The sequence below is a fragment of the Paenibacillus sp. WLX1005 genome, from assembly GCF_046603685.1.
GTDB lineage: Bacteria > Bacillota > Bacilli > Paenibacillales > Paenibacillaceae > Saccharibacillus.
In genome coordinates, this window is the sequence record NZ_CP176756.1 from 4,978,021 (window position 1) to 4,998,898 (window position 20,878).

At 49.9% G+C, this 20,878-nt stretch carries 16 protein-coding genes; 6 read left to right on the top strand and 10 right to left on the bottom strand.

Features of this window, described 5'->3' with window-relative positions; genetic code table 11:
- Window positions 1-141: 141 nt before the first annotated feature.
- The 3 genes from pstC (at window position 142) to pstB (ending at window position 2,819) form a co-directional block, all read left to right on the top strand.
- A complete protein-coding gene (pstC, locus tag ACE3MZ_RS21305) occupies window positions 142-1,068 on the top strand; it encodes a phosphate ABC transporter permease subunit PstC (protein ID WP_411344086.1) in 927 nt (308 codons plus the stop codon).
- The gene (gene pstA, locus ACE3MZ_RS21310) at window positions 1,065-2,000 is read left to right on the top strand and encodes a phosphate ABC transporter permease PstA (protein ID WP_411344087.1); all 936 of its coding nucleotides are present in this window, start codon (window positions 1,065-1,067) and stop codon (window positions 1,998-2,000) included. Before pstC ends, pstA begins: the two co-directional genes overlap by 4 nt.
- A 63-nt stretch (window positions 2,001-2,063) precedes the next feature.
- Entirely contained in the window at window positions 2,064-2,819 is a 756-nt protein-coding gene (pstB, locus tag ACE3MZ_RS21315; protein WP_411346878.1) for a phosphate ABC transporter ATP-binding protein PstB, read from the top strand.
- Between the two features lie 229 nt (window positions 2,820-3,048).
- Here pstB and ACE3MZ_RS21320 read toward each other — a convergent pair whose 3' ends face one another.
- Window positions 3,049-6,519, bottom strand: a complete 3,471-nt coding sequence (locus ACE3MZ_RS21320; protein ID WP_411344088.1) for a glycoside hydrolase family 3 C-terminal domain-containing protein — start codon at window positions 6,517-6,519, stop codon at window positions 3,049-3,051.
- Window positions 6,520-6,934: 415 nt separating this feature from the next.
- Between ACE3MZ_RS21320 and ACE3MZ_RS21325 the strand changes: the two genes are divergently transcribed.
- From ACE3MZ_RS21325 to ACE3MZ_RS21335, 3 genes are all read left to right on the top strand, one after another.
- The gene (locus ACE3MZ_RS21325) at window positions 6,935-7,492 is read left to right on the top strand and encodes an RNA polymerase sigma factor (RefSeq protein WP_411344089.1); all 558 of its coding nucleotides are present in this window, start codon (window positions 6,935-6,937) and stop codon (window positions 7,490-7,492) included.
- Window positions 7,489-8,205 (top strand): hypothetical protein, encoded by a 717-nt coding sequence (locus tag ACE3MZ_RS21330; RefSeq protein WP_411344090.1) that lies wholly within the window; start codon window positions 7,489-7,491, stop codon window positions 8,203-8,205. Before ACE3MZ_RS21325 ends, ACE3MZ_RS21330 begins: the two co-directional genes overlap by 4 nt.
- A 122-nt stretch (window positions 8,206-8,327) precedes the next feature.
- The gene (locus ACE3MZ_RS21335; protein WP_411344091.1) at window positions 8,328-9,920 is read left to right on the top strand and encodes an S-layer homology domain-containing protein; all 1,593 of its coding nucleotides are present in this window, start codon (window positions 8,328-8,330) and stop codon (window positions 9,918-9,920) included.
- A gap of 277 nt (window positions 9,921-10,197) precedes the next feature.
- On the opposite strand, the gene ACE3MZ_RS21340 is transcribed toward ACE3MZ_RS21335, so the two are convergent.
- The 9 genes from ACE3MZ_RS21340 to ACE3MZ_RS21380 form a co-directional block, all read right to left on the bottom strand.
- Complete coding sequence (locus ACE3MZ_RS21340; RefSeq protein WP_411344092.1) at window positions 10,198-11,310, bottom strand: toxic anion resistance protein; 1,113 nt, start codon at window positions 11,308-11,310, stop codon at window positions 10,198-10,200.
- A 100-nt stretch (window positions 11,311-11,410) separates the two neighbouring features.
- Window positions 11,411-12,274, bottom strand: coding sequence for a hypothetical protein (locus ACE3MZ_RS21345; protein WP_411344093.1), 864 nt, complete (start codon window positions 12,272-12,274; stop codon window positions 11,411-11,413).
- A gap of 214 nt (window positions 12,275-12,488) precedes the next feature.
- Window positions 12,489-13,532 (bottom strand): ATP-grasp domain-containing protein, encoded by a 1,044-nt coding sequence (locus ACE3MZ_RS21350; protein WP_411344094.1) that lies wholly within the window; start codon window positions 13,530-13,532, stop codon window positions 12,489-12,491.
- Window positions 13,519-14,358 (bottom strand): HAD family hydrolase, encoded by an 840-nt coding sequence (locus ACE3MZ_RS21355; RefSeq protein ID WP_411344095.1) that lies wholly within the window; start codon window positions 14,356-14,358, stop codon window positions 13,519-13,521. The genes ACE3MZ_RS21350 and ACE3MZ_RS21355 overlap by 14 nt, the downstream gene beginning before the upstream one ends.
- A complete protein-coding gene (locus tag ACE3MZ_RS21360; protein WP_411344096.1) occupies window positions 14,358-15,542 on the bottom strand; it encodes a cysteine protease StiP family protein in 1,185 nt (394 codons plus the stop codon). The genes ACE3MZ_RS21355 and ACE3MZ_RS21360 overlap by 1 nt, the downstream gene beginning before the upstream one ends.
- The gene (locus tag ACE3MZ_RS21365) at window positions 15,529-16,953 is read right to left on the bottom strand and encodes a phosphoribosyltransferase family protein (RefSeq protein ID WP_411346879.1); all 1,425 of its coding nucleotides are present in this window, start codon (window positions 16,951-16,953) and stop codon (window positions 15,529-15,531) included. Before ACE3MZ_RS21365 ends, ACE3MZ_RS21360 begins: the two co-directional genes overlap by 14 nt.
- A gap of 76 nt (window positions 16,954-17,029) precedes the next feature.
- Window positions 17,030-18,238 (bottom strand): HpcH/HpaI aldolase/citrate lyase family protein, encoded by a 1,209-nt coding sequence (locus tag ACE3MZ_RS21370; protein WP_411344097.1) that lies wholly within the window; start codon window positions 18,236-18,238, stop codon window positions 17,030-17,032.
- 422 nt (window positions 18,239-18,660) lie between these two features.
- The gene (locus ACE3MZ_RS21375) at window positions 18,661-20,025 is read right to left on the bottom strand and encodes a TerD family protein (protein ID WP_411344098.1); all 1,365 of its coding nucleotides are present in this window, start codon (window positions 20,023-20,025) and stop codon (window positions 18,661-18,663) included.
- A 204-nt stretch (window positions 20,026-20,229) separates the two neighbouring features.
- A complete protein-coding gene (locus tag ACE3MZ_RS21380) occupies window positions 20,230-20,808 on the bottom strand; it encodes a TerD family protein (RefSeq protein WP_411344099.1) in 579 nt (192 codons plus the stop codon).
- Between the last annotated feature and the right edge of the window lie 70 nt (window positions 20,809-20,878).

Here is a 20,878-nt window from a genome sequence, read left to right on the forward strand (position 1 = left end):
AGAGGCGGAACTCCGCCTCTCTTTTCACGTTTTGATACAGATTGTACATTCCATCACATCCTCCCCGGTGTGACATAGAGCTTCATCAAGAATATGCTGACATGTTGATTTTTAACGCCTGAAGAAAAGAGGTTTTTATTTATGGAGCACTCCAAGGTTTCTCCGAGAGAAGCGCAGCGCCGCAGATTGCCGCTGGAAAAACACCGTCTAGAAGACTGGATCGGTCGCATTTATACATCTATATGTGTCGTGTTTCTGATCGCGACGATCGTATCGATTGTTTACTTTGTTACATCCAAGGGCATTGCTACCTTTGCCGTGAATGGCGTTGCGATGTCTGACTTCTTCTTTGGTACGCACTGGGCGCCGGATTCCTCGCCGCCCTCATTTGGTGCATTGCCTGCGATTACCGGTTCCTTTCTCGTGACGCTGCTGGCGGCGCTGATCGCTAGCCCGCTGAGTATCGCAGCTGCGCTATTTATGACCGAGATCGTGCCGACATTCGGTAAACGTATTCTGCAACCGGCGATTGAGCTACTGTCCGGTATTCCGTCTGTCGTGTACGGATTCATCGGTCTGACGCTGATCGTACCGTTTCTGCGTGACCATGTGGGCGGGCAAGGGATCGGCGTAGGCGCCGGTGCACTCGTGCTGTCGATTATGATTTTGCCGACGATTACCAGTGTAGCGGCGGATGCGCTCGCCAACCTGCAACGTGGACAACGCGAAGCTTCGTATGCGCTTGGTGCCACTCGCTGGCAAACGATCTATCGCGTTGTATTGCCTACCGTATTGCCTGCACTGTTGACCGGTATCGTACTCGGTATGGCACGCGCCTTCGGTGAAGCACTCGCCGTACAGATGGTTATCGGTAATGCTCCATTTATCCCGACATCCCTGCTGGAATCTGCTTCAACGCTGACTAGTGTCATCACGCTTGGTATGGGTAACACAGCGATGGGTTCCATTCAAAATAATGCATTGTGGAGTATGGCGTTCGTACTGATGCTGATGACCTTCATCTTCATCATGATCATCCGCCTGCTTGAAAGGAGAAACCGGATATGACAACCTCTACCAATACATTGCGCGCCAAAGCGAGAAAACGCGCCAGAATCGCAGACAAAGTCGCCACGGTTGTCATTATCGTGCTTGCCCTGTCTATCGTCGGTATTCTCATTGCTCTGCTCGGCTTCATCATGTTCCGTGGACTCGGTCATATTAGCTGGGACTTCCTGACGTCCAAGCCGCAAACAATTCGCGAAGGCGGCGGCATCGGACCACCATTGTTCAACTCGCTCTATCTGCTGGTCCTGACTATGATCATCACCATCCCGCTCGGTCTGGGCGGCGGCATCTATATGGCGGAATACGCCAAACCAGGTAAAATCACCAGCTTTATCCGTCTCGTTGTGGAAGTGTTATCCTCCTTCCCGTCGATCGTTATCGGTCTGTTCGGCTTGCTCGTCTTCGTCAACACACTCGGTCTGGGCTTCTCGCTGTTAGCAGGTGCGCTGGCATTGACCATTTTCAATCTGCCGCTCATGGTACGGATTACTGAGCAGGCATTCACTGGCGTTCCGCGTGAGCAAAAAGAAGCCGGTCTGGCACTCGGATTATCCAAATGGAAAATCATCACGTCCATCATGTTGCCGGTTGCGATTCCATCGCTCGTGACGGGTACGATTCTGGCAGCAGGTCGCGTCTTCGGTGAAGCAGCTGCATTGCTGTTCACGTCCGGTATGACCACGCCGCCACTGAACTTTTCCGATTGGAATCCGCTGCATCCACGTTCTCCGCTGAACCCGCTGCGTCCGGCAGAGACACTGGCAACGCATATTTGGAAAGTTAACAGTGAAGGTCTGGCACCGGATGCTCTGCAAATCGCTGCTGGCGCTTCCGCAGTACTCGTCATTATGGTGCTGATCTTCAACCTGCTGGCACGCTGGGGCGGACGTACACTATACCGCTACATGACCGCGTCCAAACGAATGAACTAATGTTTGATTGACTGACCTTTTCTCATTACCGTGATTCACTGAAGGAGGAACCTTTCTATGGCAATGCCAATGCCTTTTAGTACCGAAGATTTGAGCATCTACTATGGCACATTCCAAGCCATTAAAAATATCAGCATGGGCTTTCCTGCCAAAAGCGTAACTGCCCTCATCGGTCCGTCCGGCTGTGGCAAATCGACCTTCCTGCGTTCACTGAACCGTATGAACGATGAGATTGCTGGAGCGCGTTCCACCGGGCATATTTGGATGGACGGCATCGATCTGACCGCATCGGAGACAGATGTGATCAAGCTGCGTCAGCGCATCGGCATGGTGTGGCAGCGCCCGAATCCATTTTACAAATCCATTTATGAAAATATCGCCTTCGGTCCGCGTTACTATGGGATCAAAGGACGCAAACAGCTGGATGAGATCGTCGAAAATAGTCTGCGTAAAGCTGCACTGTGGGACGAGGTCAAAGATCGGTTGAAAGAATCTGCTCTCTCCCTGTCCGGTGGTCAACAGCAGCGTCTCTGTATCGCTCGCGCTTTGTCCGTCAATCCGCAGATTCTGCTGCTGGATGAGCCAGCTTCCGCTCTTGATCCGGTATCAACTGGCAAGATCGAGGAACTGATCACCGAGCTGAAAAGCGATCTGCGCATCGTTATCGTGACGCATAACATGCAGCAAGCGGCGCGTGTGTCGGATTACACGGCATACTTCTACCTTGGTACATTGGTGGAGCATGGTGAGACGGATCAGATTTTCACTAACCCTGAGAAAACATCGACACAGGAATATATTATGGGACGCTTCGGATGAAGCGTCTTTTTTTCGTTCGCCAAGTTCGCCACATTCGCTACGCTTATTTTGAAAATTATTGAGATTGGTCAAAGATTATTTTGTACAGCAAGCGTTCTTTAGCTCACTCTGTAGAGGATAGCTGTTCAAATCGTTAATCTTCATGAGCGCAAAAAAAGTAGCCCTTGCAATGGCAGGGCTACTTTTCGTTCTTATTTCCATCATCTGATCACTGATTTAGACTGACATATTACACATCATCATGCGATGGATACACTCGGAAGTTGCTAATACGTGTTCCTTGATTGAATACCAGATAGATGTCGCGCCGCTGCTGCGGATCGTTTTGAGTGTATACATTGGATACCTCTTTTGTTGCAGATACAGCCTGCGAACCGTCCACTTGAACTTGATTCGCGTTAGCTTGATCCGCATTGTTTCCATGTATACGATTACCATCTGTAATGTCGTTTGCATTGATGTCATTCGTATAGACGTTAGCAGAGTCGTTTGCCGCTTGTGCAATATCCAGTGTAACACGTACATCTTGCCAGTTTTGCTCCCCGGATTCAGTAGACAGCGTAGCCGTTCCTAGTAAAGGGCCATCATAATAATCGAGATGAACTTCAATTGTGCCGCCCTGCCCTGTCTGCGCTACGCGCGCTTCCCATGTATAACGGTCTGCTTCCAGCGCCACATCACCGAACAAGATCCATGCGCCATCTGCCAGTGCTTCCACTGCTGTACCGCCTTCCTTTGATTCGACTAGATGAACATGGCGGTAGTCGTCGTAATTTTCGGCATGTACACCATTATGCAGCTGTTGCGGTGGGATGATTTCGCCGTGGATGATCACTTCCGTTTCCAAGCGAATATCTGCTGACGAACGACCTGTCATAAATGTGTATACGCCATCTTCTACACAATACCGATTGCGTGTGACATCCCAGAATGCCAACTGCTGCACTGGTATATGGAATGTTACCACTTCCTCGGCTCCCGCTGACAGATGAATACGGCGGAATGCTTGTAAGGTACGTAGCGGACGCTTCACACGCGATTCTGAGGACATCCGGCTATACAGTTGTACGACTTCATCCGTATCCACTGTCCCGGTATTATGCACTTTGATCGACAACGCAATCTGCTCTTGCGCATCCTTGTCCGCAGCGTCCGGCTCCAACTCGCTGTATACAATTGGTGAATACGTCAGCCCATGCCCGAACGGATACAGTACCTCTCCGGCAAAATACTGGTAGGTCTTTTCCGAGCGAATAATATCGTAGTCCCGCAGATCGCCAAGCTGCTGCGCCGAGCGATACCATGTCATATTGAGTCGACCAGCAGGCGCATAATCGCCGTACAATACATCCGCTACAGCATTGCCCAGTTCCGGTCCAGCATGGGACAGATATAGAATCGCTGGAATATGCTCCTGCACCCATTCCATAGCAAATGGATAGCTGCCGACCACGACGACAACGGTGTTCGGATTTACAGCGTACACTTCCTGAATCAACTTCAATTGTGCGTCTGGCAGCTCTAACCCCGGACGATCCACTTCCTCTTTTCCGTTAATTAGCGGATGATTGCCGACGAATACGATTGCCGTTTCCGCTTCAGCTGCCAACTTCACCGCCTGCTGCGTGCCGTCAGTAATGACCGTTTTGGTAAAAGTAGACTGTCGAACCGCAGCAGATTCAGCTTCTGTTGCAATAGCGGACGTGTCCTTGTCATGGGCAATTGCATCTGCCGGACCGCCAAACGAAGACACCCCGCGCCGGTCAATCGCTGAACGTTGCCAATCTGCTCGTACGGGCGGATATACGCCTTCTCCCTGCGCGATGCTCAAGCTATGATCCTCTGCATGATGATACAGCTCCAGATTGTTCCACGTGCGAATACTGACATGTTCATCTGACTGCTGTTCCAGATGCAGTACTTCTTTGGCAAACCAGCCGTAAATCTCATCGCCTGCCACCGCAATCCGCTGCTGCTCATCATCTGCCGCCAGATACCTACCTGTAGCTTGTGAGCGAATCGTATAACTGCCATATCCCCAATCGGAAATGTTAAACAAATACGCATCCGGTACAATATCTGCATCGGTGTGTTGCACATCCTCTTGTTCACTGGCGGACGAAGTACTCGTAATAAACTCGCGGTCTTCCGAGTGATCACCAGCAGCCCGATCCGCTACCAGACGGTCAGTAGCATCCAATGCTGTATTTGGCGTTGTCTCCTCGTTGCTACTGTCAATCCTTGCAGCATCGCTGTTAGAGCTACGATCCTTTTCCGCAAAGGGTTCAAATGCTACACGATACGTACCAGCTTCTACAGATACCGACTCTGCTGCTGATTCTGTTACGCTGTCGATCACTCCGATTTCCGGTAATTGCACTACTTCCGGCTCATTCGTAGCAGCAGAAGCTGCTGGTCTTACGCTTAACAACAGTCCATCTTCCGAATGAAAGGTAACGAGATCATTGCCATCGCTATAGTGCACATCACCTGCCACGTTGTTGCGAATCGCTTCCAGCGCTGTGACCGCATAAGGCAGTGTGCCAGAATACCAATCCCGATACACGACATTGCCCAGCTCGCCGATCACCGCTATACTTCCCGTCGTTTCCTTCGATAGCGGCAAAGTACCATGCTCATTTTTCAGCAAAACAACCGATTTGCGTGCAGCTTCGGCGGACACTTGTTTTGCCGCTTCTGTCATCATGGATTCTTCGCCGATCGCTGCATACGGATTGAGTTCTGCCGGATCAAATTCGCCCAGCCGGAACCGAACACGGAACGTGTTGAACAGCGCACGATCAATATCTTCCCAGCTCAACAATCCCTGTTCCAGCGCTTCGACTAGCGCCGCCTTGGACAATTCGGCATCATCAGTAATACTGTCGATGCCCGCTTGAATCGACTCAGCAACACCCGGTGTATGGGAATCGTAATATTCGTGATCCCGCATAATACCCATCATATCGCCCGCATCGCTGACGATAAAACCATCCATCTTCCACTCGCCCTTCACTACTTCATGCACAAGCGGATGCAAAATCGCCGGCGTACCGTTGATCGAATTGTACGACGTCATCATCGACTGCGCGCCACCCTCGATAAACGGCTGTTCAAATGCTTTTAGATAATATTCCCGCATATTACGCGGATCGATGCTGGATGAACCAGTACCGCGATCCACCTCATTGTTGTTACCGAGAAAGTGCTTTAACGTCGCAACCGCTTTCAAATATGTAGGATGATTCCCCTGAATGCCCTGAATAAGATGACTGGTTAGCTCGCCGGTCAATTTCGGATCTTCCCCATATGCTTCCTCGTTACGTCCCCAGCGCGGATCACGCTCCATATCGACCGTTGGCGCCCACAGCGTCAGCCCGTTAACGGTCGGATTGCGCTTATACATCACACGTGCCTCGTCCGAGATCACATTACCGACACGCTTCATCAGCTCCGCATCCCATGTGCAAGCAAGCCCAACCGGCTGCGGGAAAAAGGTCGCTTCGCCCAGCCACGAGATGCCATGCGCTGCTTCGGTTCCATGCTTGTACGCGCCAATGCCCAGTCGTTCTACTGCCGGTTGATGTTGAAGCATGGATTCAATTTTTTCCTCCGCAGTCAGACGAGAGATCAGATCGTGCACCCGGGTATCCTGATCCAGCGTATGATCCTGAAACGGGTAATGATTATTTTCTGTCATAATATTCCATCCCTTTCGATTTATAATAAAATAAGTATGGGCTTTCTATAGTGAAGCAGCAGTTCCTCTGCATCTTGCCTGTACGTACACTTATCATTCAAGAGAACACAGGCTTTACGAATAATGGTAAAGCAATCATTTTTCAAAAGAAAGCCCTTACAACAAGAATGCTCAGTTCATAATTAGCGTAATAATTAGTGATAGGAAGATAACATCAGAATTGCCAAAATAGACCGTATCCATTCGACGATATCGCAACAATGATACGTCGCTGAGCGGCTGTCTATACGAAATAAATGATCTTTCGCTGGCTAAGTAACGGTCAGCAATTATTTTTCTGCACATCACATAACCAGCGCCGCTGTTTGTCGTCTGTATGGATAAAGAAACTGTCGCTATAGAGAGGGGTATTCTGTTGAACGATGACGATATTGTAGACCTGTACTGGAATCGGCATGAATCGGCGATTGAAGAATCGTCGCGCCAGTATGGACGATATTGCTATTCTATTTCTTATAACATTTTGCATGATAACGGCGAAGCTGAGGAGTGTGTGAACGATACGTGGCTACGCACATGGAACGCGATTCCGCCGCAGCGACCAAGCAAGCTATCCTTTTTCGTCGGACGTATCGTACGCAACCTGTCCTTGGATAAATACAAAGCCAAAAAAGCCAAAAAACGAGGTGGAGAAATGCTGCCTTTGCTGGAAGAACTGATCCAGTGCATACCGGCAAACAACGATGTAGAAAAGGCGATTCTGGATCAGGATCTCGCCCGTACGATCAATCAGTTTATGCACACCTTGCCAGAACGCGAATGCAATCTATTTCTCGCTCGCTATTGGTACAGCATGCCGCTGTCCGAGATCGCTGACAAATTCGGCGTGAAGGAAAATAACATCAAAGCCAGCCTGTTCCGCAGTCGTGGCAAATTGAAACACTATCTGATTCAGGAGGGGATTCATCTATGAGCATTCATACCACACCGGATGAACGGCTGTTTCAGGCAATTGGACAAGTCGACGATGTGCTGCTGGAACGATTAGAAGCGCAAATGCAGGCGCCGAGTCGCAGCATGAATACGAAGTCTACATCTTGGTATCGCAAGCGCTGGGGCGGCATTGCTGCTGGGCTAGTTGCGACTACCGCTGCCTGCATCCTTATTTTCAATAGCATAGGTGAGCAGTTACCTTCTATGTATACCGCATCGGGCACTGTGATCGATAGTTATACTAGTGCAACGCTGCCTCCATCATCCAGCGTATCGCCAAGTGTGGCATCTCCGCAGAACGGCATTGTCACGTTGGACAATGATCTCAACAAAGCGCTGAATGAGCATGCCGGGCAGCAGGTGACTTATTTTGTCGCGATTGATCTGTATAGCAATGGCTCTCCGCTGGCAGTGAATCGTACAGAAGCTCGCGACGAGGTGGAACGTTTGCAGCAAGCTGATTACAAAGTCGGCTATGCGCAATCGTGGACATATCAGGGCGATATGCAGAAAGTATATCAAACGTACATCGCTGGTTATTTCACCGCCGAGCAGTTACAGCAGTTTACCACCAACCCGGATTACGGATACTCTCTGCACTTTGTATTCAATGGCGACGGCTCCCCTGTTTCGCCGAATAGCGGTATTTTCACCCAGCCGGATGATCCCGCTTTACAGCAGCCCGTTAAATAATCCAAAAAACTTTGATAAATAAAATAACCGATGATCACGATTGTCGTCTTTTAGGATAGAACGACCTTACAACACCGAATAACGATCACAATTTTAAACCCAACTTCGAGGAGGAACTACCTATGAACACGAACCACCAAGACAACCAAACAAACAAAAGCAAAAAAATCGCTGGCGCAATCCTGACCGCTTCTCTGCTGTCCGTCTCCATTGGCAGCACATCATTCGCCGCCGCATTCGCTGATCTCAAAGACACACCAGATCACCAGAAAATCACTTCCCTTAATTCGCAAAAGATCATTAACGGTGTAAGCGACACAAGCTTCGCACCAGCCGCATCACTAACTCAAGCACAAGCACTGCAAATGATCGTCAAAGCATTCAAGCTGAACACATTGCCTCAATCCGACGCACTGGAAAGCTTTGCCCAGCTATTCCCGAAAGTTAAGGAAGATGCCTGGTACTCCACTTCGTTCGGTTACGCACACCAAGCTGGTCTGGATATCCCAAAATCGGTTGATCCTAATGCCAAAATCACCCGTGAACAGTATATCGACTATGTGATGACCGCCATGCAGGTTGTCGGCAAAATGCCAGCGACTGACGTTGTTGCTCAAGATATCAAAGACAAGGACAAACTGGACGCCAACTACCTTGATTCTGTACAGCTAGCACTCGTCTTCAAAATCATCAGCCTGGATAGCAACGGCAATTTCAATCCGAAGCAGGACATAAACCGTGCCGATGCAGCCGTGAGCATGTACAACGCCCTTGATTATTTGAAAAAGAACAAAACCGGCGGTAAAACTACCATCGACGTACTGCCTGGCGAGAAACCGACTACCACTAATGGAAACAACGCCTCCAGCAGCTATGCCGCACCAGCTAATGGCAAATTTTTTCTGACCGAAGGCGTGCAAAAAGCAGTCGAAGAGCATGCAGCCGATCAAGACGCCCAATACTTCGTAGCCATCAATCTATTTTCCAAAGGCACACCGCTGAAAAGCGACAGTGCTCAAGCCAAAGCCGAACTCAAACGTCTGAAAGCACTTGGCTACAATGTCGATTACAATACAGCATGGACGTATGAAGGCAATCTACAAAAAGTGAATTACACCTATCTGGCGGGCTACCTGACAGCTGCTCAACTGAAACAATTCAAAGCGGATACCAACTATGGCTATAGTTTTGACTTTGCCAACAATGGCGACGGTTCTGCTGTCAATGCCAAAAACGGCGCTATTAACGGCTCCACTAATGGTGCTACAGGCGACGGCATCACTTCCACCGGTATTGCCGCTGGCAGTTACGCTCCAGCTGATAATGGCAAAACCCTGCTCATGTACGATATTGAGCAAGCAATCAAGGAACATGCCAGCGACAAAAATGCCAAATACTTCGTAGCAATCGACCTGTTCAAAAGCGGCTCCCCGATCGAGCCGAACAGCACTGAAGCTCAAGCTGAACTGCAACGCCTGAAATCGCTCGGTTATGATGTAGCCAATGCCAAAGCATGGACGTATCAAGGTCAATTGGAGAAGGTCGACTATGCCTACCTGTCCGGTTACTTCACCGCCGATCAACTGAAAAGCTTCCAAACTAGCCCATCGTACGGCTACAGCATCCATTTTGCAGCCAACGGTGACGGCTCTGGCGCACCTGCCAAAGACGGCGCAATTAACAGCTTCAACAACACGAGCGGTATCGCCTTTTAATACAACTCACGGAAACTGCTCTGACAACCACTATCGTTTCCATCTTCATATAGTCTGTCTATTTGTAAAATAACTTTCCATTGTACACTCACCTTCGACATAACATCCTGCTCATCCCCAGTCGCACTGCCCGCTTCATGGGATGAGCCTCAACAACGATGGAACGATAACGAATATATACTCACAACAAAAACGCCCCTTTCTATAGATTGTATAGAATGGGGCGTTTGCTATGATCATTTATGAATGATCGGCATACGCGCTAAGTTCATACACACTAACTGAGCAGATCAGCCAATGGATCGCGTTTTGGTGCGGTATTGTTGTTGCTCAGCGACGGTGTATTAGCTTCTGCTTTTTCCAGACCAAGGCGGCGGGTCATCTGATCGTTAATTGTGGACAGCTTCGCCGTGTAATCCTGACAGCTGACGATGATCTCGCGGTTGGAACGCTCGGACGTATCCAGCGCAGTCATCAAATCGGAGATCGCTTGATTGACCGATTCCAGCGACATCGTTGGCTTTTTGAGCAGCTCGGCAGAGCGTTCGCTGTTCGTTTTCAGCATCTCAGCGTTACGTTTGAACTGATCCTCAATTGTCTGGTTGACACTCTCGACCGCATTGGCAACACGGGTCTGATCTTCAATCGCCAGTGCAATCATGGCGGAGATTTTGATCAGATTGGCGGCTTTGTATACGGAATCGTTAACCGAATCAATCAGTTTATCATTCGTATCGTTGACGATATCCGTTGCAGCAATCGCCTGATTGAACAACATAATATTTTCGGTCATCGATTGGATACGAGTGACGACCTTACGCAGTCCGCGTTCCAGATACACTTTGCGAGTTTCGTTTTCCGGCTTTTGAATTTCGGCTTCGAACAGTGTTTTCAGCTCACCGCCCATTGCGATTTTATATTGCAAATTGTAGATTTCCTGCAAGGAATTGCGCTTGAGTGTACGCATGCTGATCATATTTTCTTCCAGCGTATCTTTACCGTCGCGCAGACCCTGTACGATCGCATCGACGTTTTTGCTAACAGATTGATATTTGTAGACGTAATTTTTGAGTGGAGATTTGCGCAATAGCTTGCCGAACAGACTGACATTTTTGCTCTGCTGGAGCGCTTCGCATTCATCGCGTAATGACAGGATCAGATCGGAGACATGCTTCGATTTGCCGGACATGAGATCATTGACCGGACGATCTAGCATTTGCAGCGTCTGGGTGGCACGCTCCTGCGTTTGCATGCCCAGCTTGCCCACTTCATCCATCAGCACATCCAGATTCATATTGTCCGCTCTGGACACTTGCTGAATAATCGTAGACGCTTCACGGGTTACTTTCTCTTCATCTTCCTTTTTCAACGAAATCGGTGATGTTGCCATAGGTTCATCTCCTTTAAACCGTTAATGGTGACGCTTGGATACAGCTTAGGTAACGCTTAGTAGTAGACAACTTGATTGGGCCGCTATGATCGATAATGGATTACGAATACCGCTGGTGTAATATCTCGGCGCGCGATTGCAGCTCCAACAGGTCTTTATGTTCAATCGTTTTGACGATCTGGGTGACACGGTTATTCACATCTTTGATTCCGTCCAGTAAGATGCGGCGATTTTTCGTTTTGGCTTCCCCACTCAGACGCAGAAATGGATTGATGACACCGTTCAGATCCTTCATCACCAACCGTTTGATCGTGTGGTTAATATCATCATTGTTCAGGTCGGACAATACTGGAATGACACGCTGTAACCGTAAAAATAGCGCACAGGCTTTTTCCACAATTTCGTTATCCAGATTGTTCTTCTGACCTTCGGAAATGATCATATCCTCTAATACGCTTAAATATTCCAGCACCGGCTGAAAGATCGGCAACACGTCCGCACTCGGCTGACCGGTCAGCGCAGCATTAGAGCCTGAAGTTGGCACTGGCTGTGCAGACGCCGCAGAAGAGGACTGTGTCTGCCCTGCTGTACCGGGCGCTGTGGACGCAGAACCACCGCGATCTGACGAAAATGGTGCATGTCGCTGCTGCTCATGCTCTACAGCACGTTGTCTTGCAGCTTGCTCGTATTGCTCCTGCAACGGATGGCGCTGCGGTGAGCCTTGATTCTGTATACGTTGTCGACCGGATGACTGTGGCTGCGAGAGCGGCGGTTGTCCCGGTGACGGCGGCAATTCAGCGGGACGATTTTGCGAGCGTGCCGCCCAGATTACGCCGTAAACAGAACCTGCGAGTGGAAACAGCATTGCGATAAATCCGGGCGTCCATATGCCTACCATGCAGCCGATCAGATAACCGACTCCACCGCCAAGCACTGTTTTGCCTATCAGTTTGGCTGTACTCATCTGTAAACACCTGCCTATATAAAATTCGTCATGTCCTATGCTACGTGCCTGCCTGTCCGCCGGTTGCACCATGATAGCAATATAAGCCTTATGTCACAGATGACGTATGCCCTCAGGCTACAGCTACTCAATCTGTATATGTTGAGCCACTTCTGCATCAGCTTCCCTATCCAGCTACTTGTGTATACAATGGTTCCCCAACACACGAAGCGGCTTATTTGACTATTTTACTCATGATCAGCGGTTGCTCCACATACGTAGTCAGCAATCCGAACTCCGGTTGCGGCACCTTCACCTCGTATCCAAGTGCTAGCTTCACCGCCAGATAAGGGAAATTGATACCAGTCAAACAGGACATATGCAAACCGCCGGACATGCGCGGATTGATTTCAAGCGCTTTGGGCGTATCACCCTGATAAATCAACTGTAGATTATAATTATAAGGAATCCGGTAATAGCTTGCTACTTTGGCGGCGATATCCAGCAGCTCCTGATTCTGTTCCAACAATCGTGAACGTCCGCCACCTTTGCGGCGCGGAATCGCTGCCAGCAGTTCTCCTTCTGGTGAAGCAAGACAATCGATGCTGTATTCCGGTCCTTGTAGCAATTCCATCACCATCAGCTCAGGAAATGTCTCCGCCGCTGACAACGTGCGATACACCTGATCAAACGATACGTTCGCACTGACCGTACTGAACAATTCTTCCAATGGATCAAAATCGTTGTTGATGATACGGAAGCCGACACCGCCCTCCATCCGCGTCGGTTTGAAGCAGACTTGCAATCCCAGTGCAGCGATGCGTTCATATGCTGCTTTGAATTGATCTGCCGTATGTACCACTTCATATTCCGGCACGATCATCAATTGCTGCTGCTCCGCCGAGCGGAAGAAGTTACCTTTATCCTCAATCTCGTCCAGCAGCTTCGCATCGGTACAGCACACCAGCTTCACGCCAAGCTGTGCAAATTCCTCCGCAGCCGCCACAACATAACGCATCCCCCAGCGCGGTACGAACACTTCAATCTGATGACGACGGCAAAAGTCGAGGCAAAAGTCCGCATACTCTCGTCCGGTCAACACTGGTTCCACTTCTGTATAATCGCAGGACAGTAACGACACATGCTCTGGATCGCGATGCGAGCCGTAAATCTCAAACTGCATTCCATCCTCATTGTTGCGAACCGCCTGAATATAATGATATCCCACCGCAAAGCTGCGGTTAAACCAGATTCGGATCTTTTTGTTATCTGTACTCATGCTTGGCAATCCCTTCCCTGTCCATAATATCCGCTACAAATTGCACAATCTCGTCCGCCGCCAGAATGCCCGACCGCTTGGTAAAACCGAATGATACCTCGCCCAGCGTCCCATTCTGAAGGGCACGATACAGCTCGCCATGCGCTGGTGCGATCCCGGAATCCGCAGCATCCAGCAACCCACGATCCAATAGCGAATCGCCAGAAGCGATCACATGCGTCGCACCTGTCATTTCCCGTACTCGCTGCATCGCCCGATTTTTGCTAACTGCAAACGGCACCAGATACACCTTGCGCCCTTGAATCGAAAGCTCCCAGCCCAGTTGTGCCAGCTGCGGACGCAGTGCCATCACCTGCTCATACGGCATCTGTTCCCGATTGACCAGCACCGAGAAGAACGTATCCTCCCAATAGCTCTCCTTGATCACCCATTCTGGCTGTGCCACGCTGTGAAATAATGATATAACTTCCGCCGCAGGTGCCGCTTGCTGCCGCACATCGTCCATGATGTACTGATGCCATTCCTGATCAATCTTGCCGTTGATCAGAATATGACCGCCATTGCTCGTAATGGCATACGCGGGCACCACTACATCGCGGAAAATATGAATCCGATGATACAGCTCCAATACGCGCGTCGTCACTGGAACAAATGGAATCTGCGCCGCGATGTCCTTCAACTTATGAAGCGCCTGAATAGAAATATGCGACACGATGCGCTCGTCCACCATTTCGGCAACCATCATAATATGAGGATCAATCTCCATTCCGCGTGAACGTTCAGAGTAAATAAGCGTCTGATCCAGATCGCTTGCATATAACAGCATTAGCAGTCACCTTCTCTCGGTTTGATAATGCCGCAACATGCGTACGTCATCTCAGACTTCACTTCTACCATTGCCCCGCGCTCACGCGCCAATAGCAAAATATGACGCAGATGTGGATTGTCCTCACGGTTGATCAGAATTTTCCAAGGCACTCGGCGCAGCAGTACCCGTGTCGTCTCACCAACACCCGGCTTGATCAGATTGATATCGCGCAAGCCGTACTGCTCCTGAATGCCTTGAATATCCTCCATGCCCTGCCAATCCGCTGGCTCCGGCTGCTTCAACAACTGCTCCGCCTGTGCCTGTGCTTGCAAGACTACATGTTCAAAATAAGCGCTAATCGTATCTACAAACACATTGGACAAATCCTGCTCCAGCCAGTGCTTATAGTACTTCGATCCATGAAAATCATCTTCTCCAATCAGATCATCACGCAGCACCGTGCGACTCATCAATCCTGAAACGGTCGAATTCAGACAAGCACTCGGAATGAGGAAATCTGCCCTTGTTCCGTACGTATCCGAACAGCGTCCGGGGTCAGCAAGCACCGCCAGATCATCATTCAGCTGCACTCCGTATGTCTCGGCAAACTGACGACATGACTCCACCAGCACGCGGCGAATCGCCCCTTTGCCCGTCCAGCCATCGACAAACTGAATCTCCGTCTCCGTCCCATGCTGTTGCAGTATATATTTGAGCGCATTGGTGTCGATGCCTTTGCCGCGAATAATGGAAATGCTATAATGCGGCACATCCAGCTGATGCACCTGTTGCAAATACCGCTTGATCAAAATACCAACCGGCGTACCTGCACGCGCCAGCGATACTAGCACCAGCTTGCGTCCGCGCTTACGCACAATCAGCTCACTCACCACGCCAGCCGCCAGCGCCACTTCCTCCGCCGATTGCTCCAGCGCCGCGCGATACAGCTGCACATATTCCTCTGTCGGCTGATACTCCTGCGGTAGCATTTCCGAATAGTGCGTGCCTGTCTGAATCGCTTCTTCGCGTTCTTCCGTACCGCGTTCCAGATTCACATCACTCAGATCCTTCAGCAAAAAGACGACATCCGCCGGAGCATAGCTGCCTAGTCGCGCCGGAGCAGCTAACTTCGGCTCTGCCCAATCTGCCCAAGAACCATTCCCCGCTTCACCCGCAGCCAGATTACGCTCACTCATGGACATCCCCCTTTCCGCCCACTTGTTCCACCTGCGGACCGCAAACGACAACATGAATCTGCCGGAATCCACGCGTGCGCAGTACATCCATCAATTCATCCAGATGCCCTGAACGCACATCCCGTTCCAAAAAGACAAATACATCGTCATATCCATGCCGCGGAATATTGTACACATAATTGCTCACACTGCGATCTTCCGCCGAATGAAACACATATCCCGAATGAATCGCATAATCCGGCGCTTCGGTCCGATATACCGGGCTGCGGGTCGTGGAATGATAACGTACACCTTCCCCCATCTCCGCACCGATTCGCATCGGTACATACATAAACTCCTCCGTACCGAGACAGAGCGTTCGTTCCCCGCTACGCATCTCCCGCAAACGACGACCTGCCGCCGCAATACTATCATCCAACCGCTCATTGTCCGCTGACGCCAAGCCAAAGCGCCCCGTATGCTTCACAAATGGCGACGCATGTACTTGCTCCAATCCATCCACCGAAGCGTGGTCATGTAGCTGCTGGAACGTATGATCCAGATAGATCCATTCTACTGGTACCTGCTCGTCGATCTCTTCCAGCATAAAGGGCGGATGAGTCAGCGCCGCCTGTCCTTCCACCGCAATATTGCCTTTGATTAGCGATAGCGGCACAATGTCAATATGCAGCTCCTGCTCCAGTTCAGCATAACGCTGCACATGCTCTGCACTGCGCCAATCCAGCAATGAAGCGACATAATACGTTTGCCGTGGATACTGCTCATGAATGGCGCGGATAATATTGAGCGTTGTTTTACCAGTCGTGATCTCGTCATCTACCAGTACAATCGACTGCGTACCGTCGATCATACCCTCTTGCTGTGCATAACAGCGATGCGCCACCGCATGGGAATGCTCTTCTTCAAACTGGATCATCGGTGTCAGATCGGGAATATGATGCCGAGTCGTGTGCACATACGTCGCCTCATTGCGAAATGGCGCATACATGCTATGTCCAAGCGCTGTCGCCGTCTCCGCAAATCCGATAAACGATAGCGGTTGCTTCGCTTCCAGCTGTACAGCCATCAACTGCTCATACGCTTCTTTTGCACCTTCTCCGGTTGTTAGCGCCCGCAATACGGATGGCAGCAGAGACTCTACCACGTCAGTAGTAGGATTGACTGTCTCGCCATCCTTAGAGTATTCAGGTTCAACATCCGTCTGAGAAGAACGGGTTTCACTGATATTGGGCGTCTGTTCATCACTTGCGGATTGTTTTGCATATTCTTTTGCCCATGCTGCATGTAACTCCCGATACAGCAGCAGCGACAACGCCGCGCCGCTCAACAGCGACACATACGGATCAACTGCCAGATGCTTACCCAGCACCTTGCTAACAAATAAAAACGAACGCTTCGGATTAATCCGTGCCGCCATGCCAAACAGCGATTCCAGCGGCAATTGAAATGGATTCTGCTCTACTTCCACCGTCACAGTTAGCTGTTCCAGCACATTATACGTATACACGGCGTTCTTGTTCTGAGAGTAAAGAGATGAAATGTTGTTGTTCATGCAGCACCCCGTATATTTTTGATCTAGCCATTACTTTTTGCGCCCAGTTCAGATGGGGCTTGATTTCATTCATTTTGTTAGCATATCCGCTTTTGAATACGCCCAGCTCGCCGTTGTTGCGCTCGATAATGCCGAGTGCATCGTCGTATTCCTCGCGCGTGACCGTATACATCGATTGTACCAAACGAATATGGGAAGGATGAATGATCGTTTTGCCAATCATGCCATTTTCCTTATCCATCATTACCTCGCGGATCAAACCGTCCACATGGCGATTAATATAGTCGTTGCGCAATCTGCGCCCGTCATCCCCGAGCGCCTCTTCAAATGGCGACTGCCGAATTTGCGGCTTCAATACGCGCTCCCCGCTGGCAAAATACTCCCATACCGGTCCCGAGATCACATACGGCGAATCCATCCGCCCAAAAATATTAATAATATCCGCAATACAATCCCGAATCGGCGCAATCTCATAAATGGTCACATCCGAATTGCGCCGCAGTCCGAACAGACTGGAGAAATCCGTCGCACCGATGCGCACATTCAGCACATATCGCTTGTACTGATCCAGCACACGCTTAATACCAAGCAATGCTCCTAACCGACTTTCGCGGTAGATCACTTCGGCTGTTTCCAGAATAGGCAGCCCGTACAGCACAGGTGCATACTCCCCTGCCAGCTCATTGTATTCCGCAATCATTTCAAAATAAAGCTGTCCCTGCTCTGCCCCAAACTTCGGCAGCATAATCCCCGTAATTAGCTCCATACACTGATCCATCCGCTGCAATACGCGCCGCAGCTGTTCCACACTGCGCACCCGGATAAATAGTAGCGGCAGACGTTCCTGTATCTCCTGATTGTGCTGCAATTCCGCCTGTAGCTGCTGCAATTGCAGATGCAGTGACATCTCCGCCGTCTCTACCTGCTGATCGCCAATCGCATCCTCCAGATCGAACACCCAAGTCGTCAACCCCATATGCTTGCCAGACAGCACATCTGCCGCAATCGTCTGCCGGGTCGCCGGGCAATACAGCGCCGCTCCGACCGCATACGATAAGAGCTCCTGATCCGAATCATTACCATAATGTACAGGCAACGAATAAAACAATTCCTGCTCTTCAGCCGGTGACAAATAATTAAAATAACGCATAATACCCCTCCCGGTATAAACCAGCTCATATGAAGATCAGCAGTACGTGAAATGTAAACGCTGAATTGTAAGATATTTTGCTAAAGCAAAAATCACTTTTGATTTGCACCTCGCGTTTAAAAAACGTAAACGCTGAATTGTAAGATATTTTGCTGTAGCAAAAATCACTTTTGACTTGTACCCCGCGTTTGGAAATCGCAAACGCTAGAAGTAAAACAAAGTCCCTCCTATTGCAGCACAGGAGGGACTCTCATCATCCGGCATATCGTATGCCGGTCAGATTACAGCTTGCTTGTTCCATACCGTATAGCTTTCGTTGCAGACCAGATCGTCATTGCTATGCTTACGAACCAAGCTGCCGAGTTCCATCGGCAGATCCATTCGCCGCAACATGTCCGTATTGTGCATATTGCGAGCAATGATTATTTTCGTCCTGCTTTCCAGCGCATATTCCAGTTGAAGGCAAGGTCCATTTCCTGATGACCGCTAAAATACTGTACAACCTTCTCAATACTGAATGTCTCTCCTACATTGCGGATCATCGCGACCGCACACATCGTACGGCGATTGTCCGGCTCATCCAGACGAACGATAATATCAGGTCCGCCCTGCTGATTAATCGTGACAACCCCATCCGCTTCCGTCCAGCGGCTAATCCCTTCATAAATAAAAGAGAACACCAGCACTCGCTTGATATCGGAGATACGGTTACCGTTAATGCGCATATTCTCGCCATTGCTGCGTTCGCCAGTGCGATCATCCGCATCCAGCGACACATAAGGCGGCACATCAATGCGACCAAAGCTATTGCCCAGCGCCTGTACGACACCTTTGCTACCATCCTGCAATTCATATAGACAGCCCAGATCAAGATCGGTGCCGCGACTGCTACCACCGCTGCTACCGCCAAATCCGAACAATCCGCCGCTTTTCTTCTGCTGCTGACGATTCCAGTTCAGGTTGATCAACAGCTCGCCCAGCGCAACGCCCGGCTTTTTCTGCAAATTGATCACATCGCCCTTTTTCTTCAACTCAATCTTGGACAGATTAAGCGGCGCAGACGGTGTCGGTGATTGCTGCACAGGTGGAACCGACGCTGGCGTTGCCGGTGGCTGCTGTACAGGCGGAGATGACGGTGACGGAATCGGCGGTTGCCGCACAGGTGGTGCGGGCGGAACCGGCGGTGGCGATGGAATCGGTGGCGCAGGAGTCGGTGTTGGCTGCTGTGAGCCAGAAGGTTCCTCCACCTCGATCCCATAACTGCCACACAATTCCTTCAACCCGCCAAAGTACCCTGCTCCGACCGCAGCGAATTTCCAATCTGACTGATACCGATACAGCTCACCGATCACGATCGCCGTTTCATTGGAAAAGCCCGCTTCCAGATTGTAGCGGAACAATTCCGTTTGCCCCGCTTCATTTACCCCTCGTATGTACATTTGCTGCACACGGCTAAAATTATTCCCCGGCGCATCTGCATTATAGATCGTCAGCGTCAGCGCAATCTTATGTATATGCTGCGGAATACGCTGCAATTGAATCGTAAACTGCCGCTTGTCACTGCCGTTTTCCTGATCAACATAACGAATAAAGGAATTGCCCGTATTCCCATAAAAGATCAGATCATCATCGCCGTCCACCTTGCCGTTATCACGCAGCAAAAACGCCGACGTATCCAATTCCAATCCAGCCGGTGCCTGCCATCCCAGCAGTACACGGAACTGATCCATGCCGGGGTTGCTTTTCGTAATATCTGTTTTTTGCCCTCTGACGATATTGGTGCTCATTGCTCACCCTCCCGATGTCCATGCTGACAATTTAGAACCTGTATGATACCGATACCTCAAGCAGATCATACAGCATGCCCCTGATGTTAAAATGACATACAGGAGCGTGCCCTGTATGTCATTGGTTTCATGCGTAAAGCTTCTATACAGACCTGCCGCAAATGTATGCGGCAGATCATATTATTTACAATGTAGGTAGTCGTCTTAGCCTTGCAGACCGTAGTCGCGTACGAGACCTGACAGACCATCGCGGTAGCCGTTACCGACTGCGCTAAATTTCCATTCGCCGGAGTGACGGTACAATTCGCCAACCACGACACCTGTTTCGATGGAGAAATCTTCGCCCAGATCAAAACGAATCAGTTCTTCGTTTGTCGCATCATTAACGATACGTACATATGCGTTCGACACTTGACCAAAGTTCTGGTTGCGCGCATCTGCTTCATAGATCGTGATCGTAAACGCAACTTTTTCTACCGTTTGCGGTACGCTTGGCAGATCGATTTTGATCTGCTCATCATCGCCATCGCCGGCACCTGTACGGTTGTCACCGCTGTGTACGACGGAGCCGTTTTCGTTTTGTGGGTTATTAAAGAAGATAAAGTCTTTCTCACTGGCTACTTTACCTGCACCATTAGCGCAAAATACGGATACGTCGAGGTCAAAATCGCCACCGCCGTCATATTTGTTCGTATCCCAGCCCAAGCCGACTGTGATTTTCGCAAGTCCGGGGTTGGTTTTAGTCAGATCGATTTTTTGGCCTTTACTCAGGTTAATTGGCATAGTCAGTTCCCTCTTTCTTCGATTAAGTATAGGTTCTGCAAACTGTGGCATCTTCCTGCATGAATGAAGC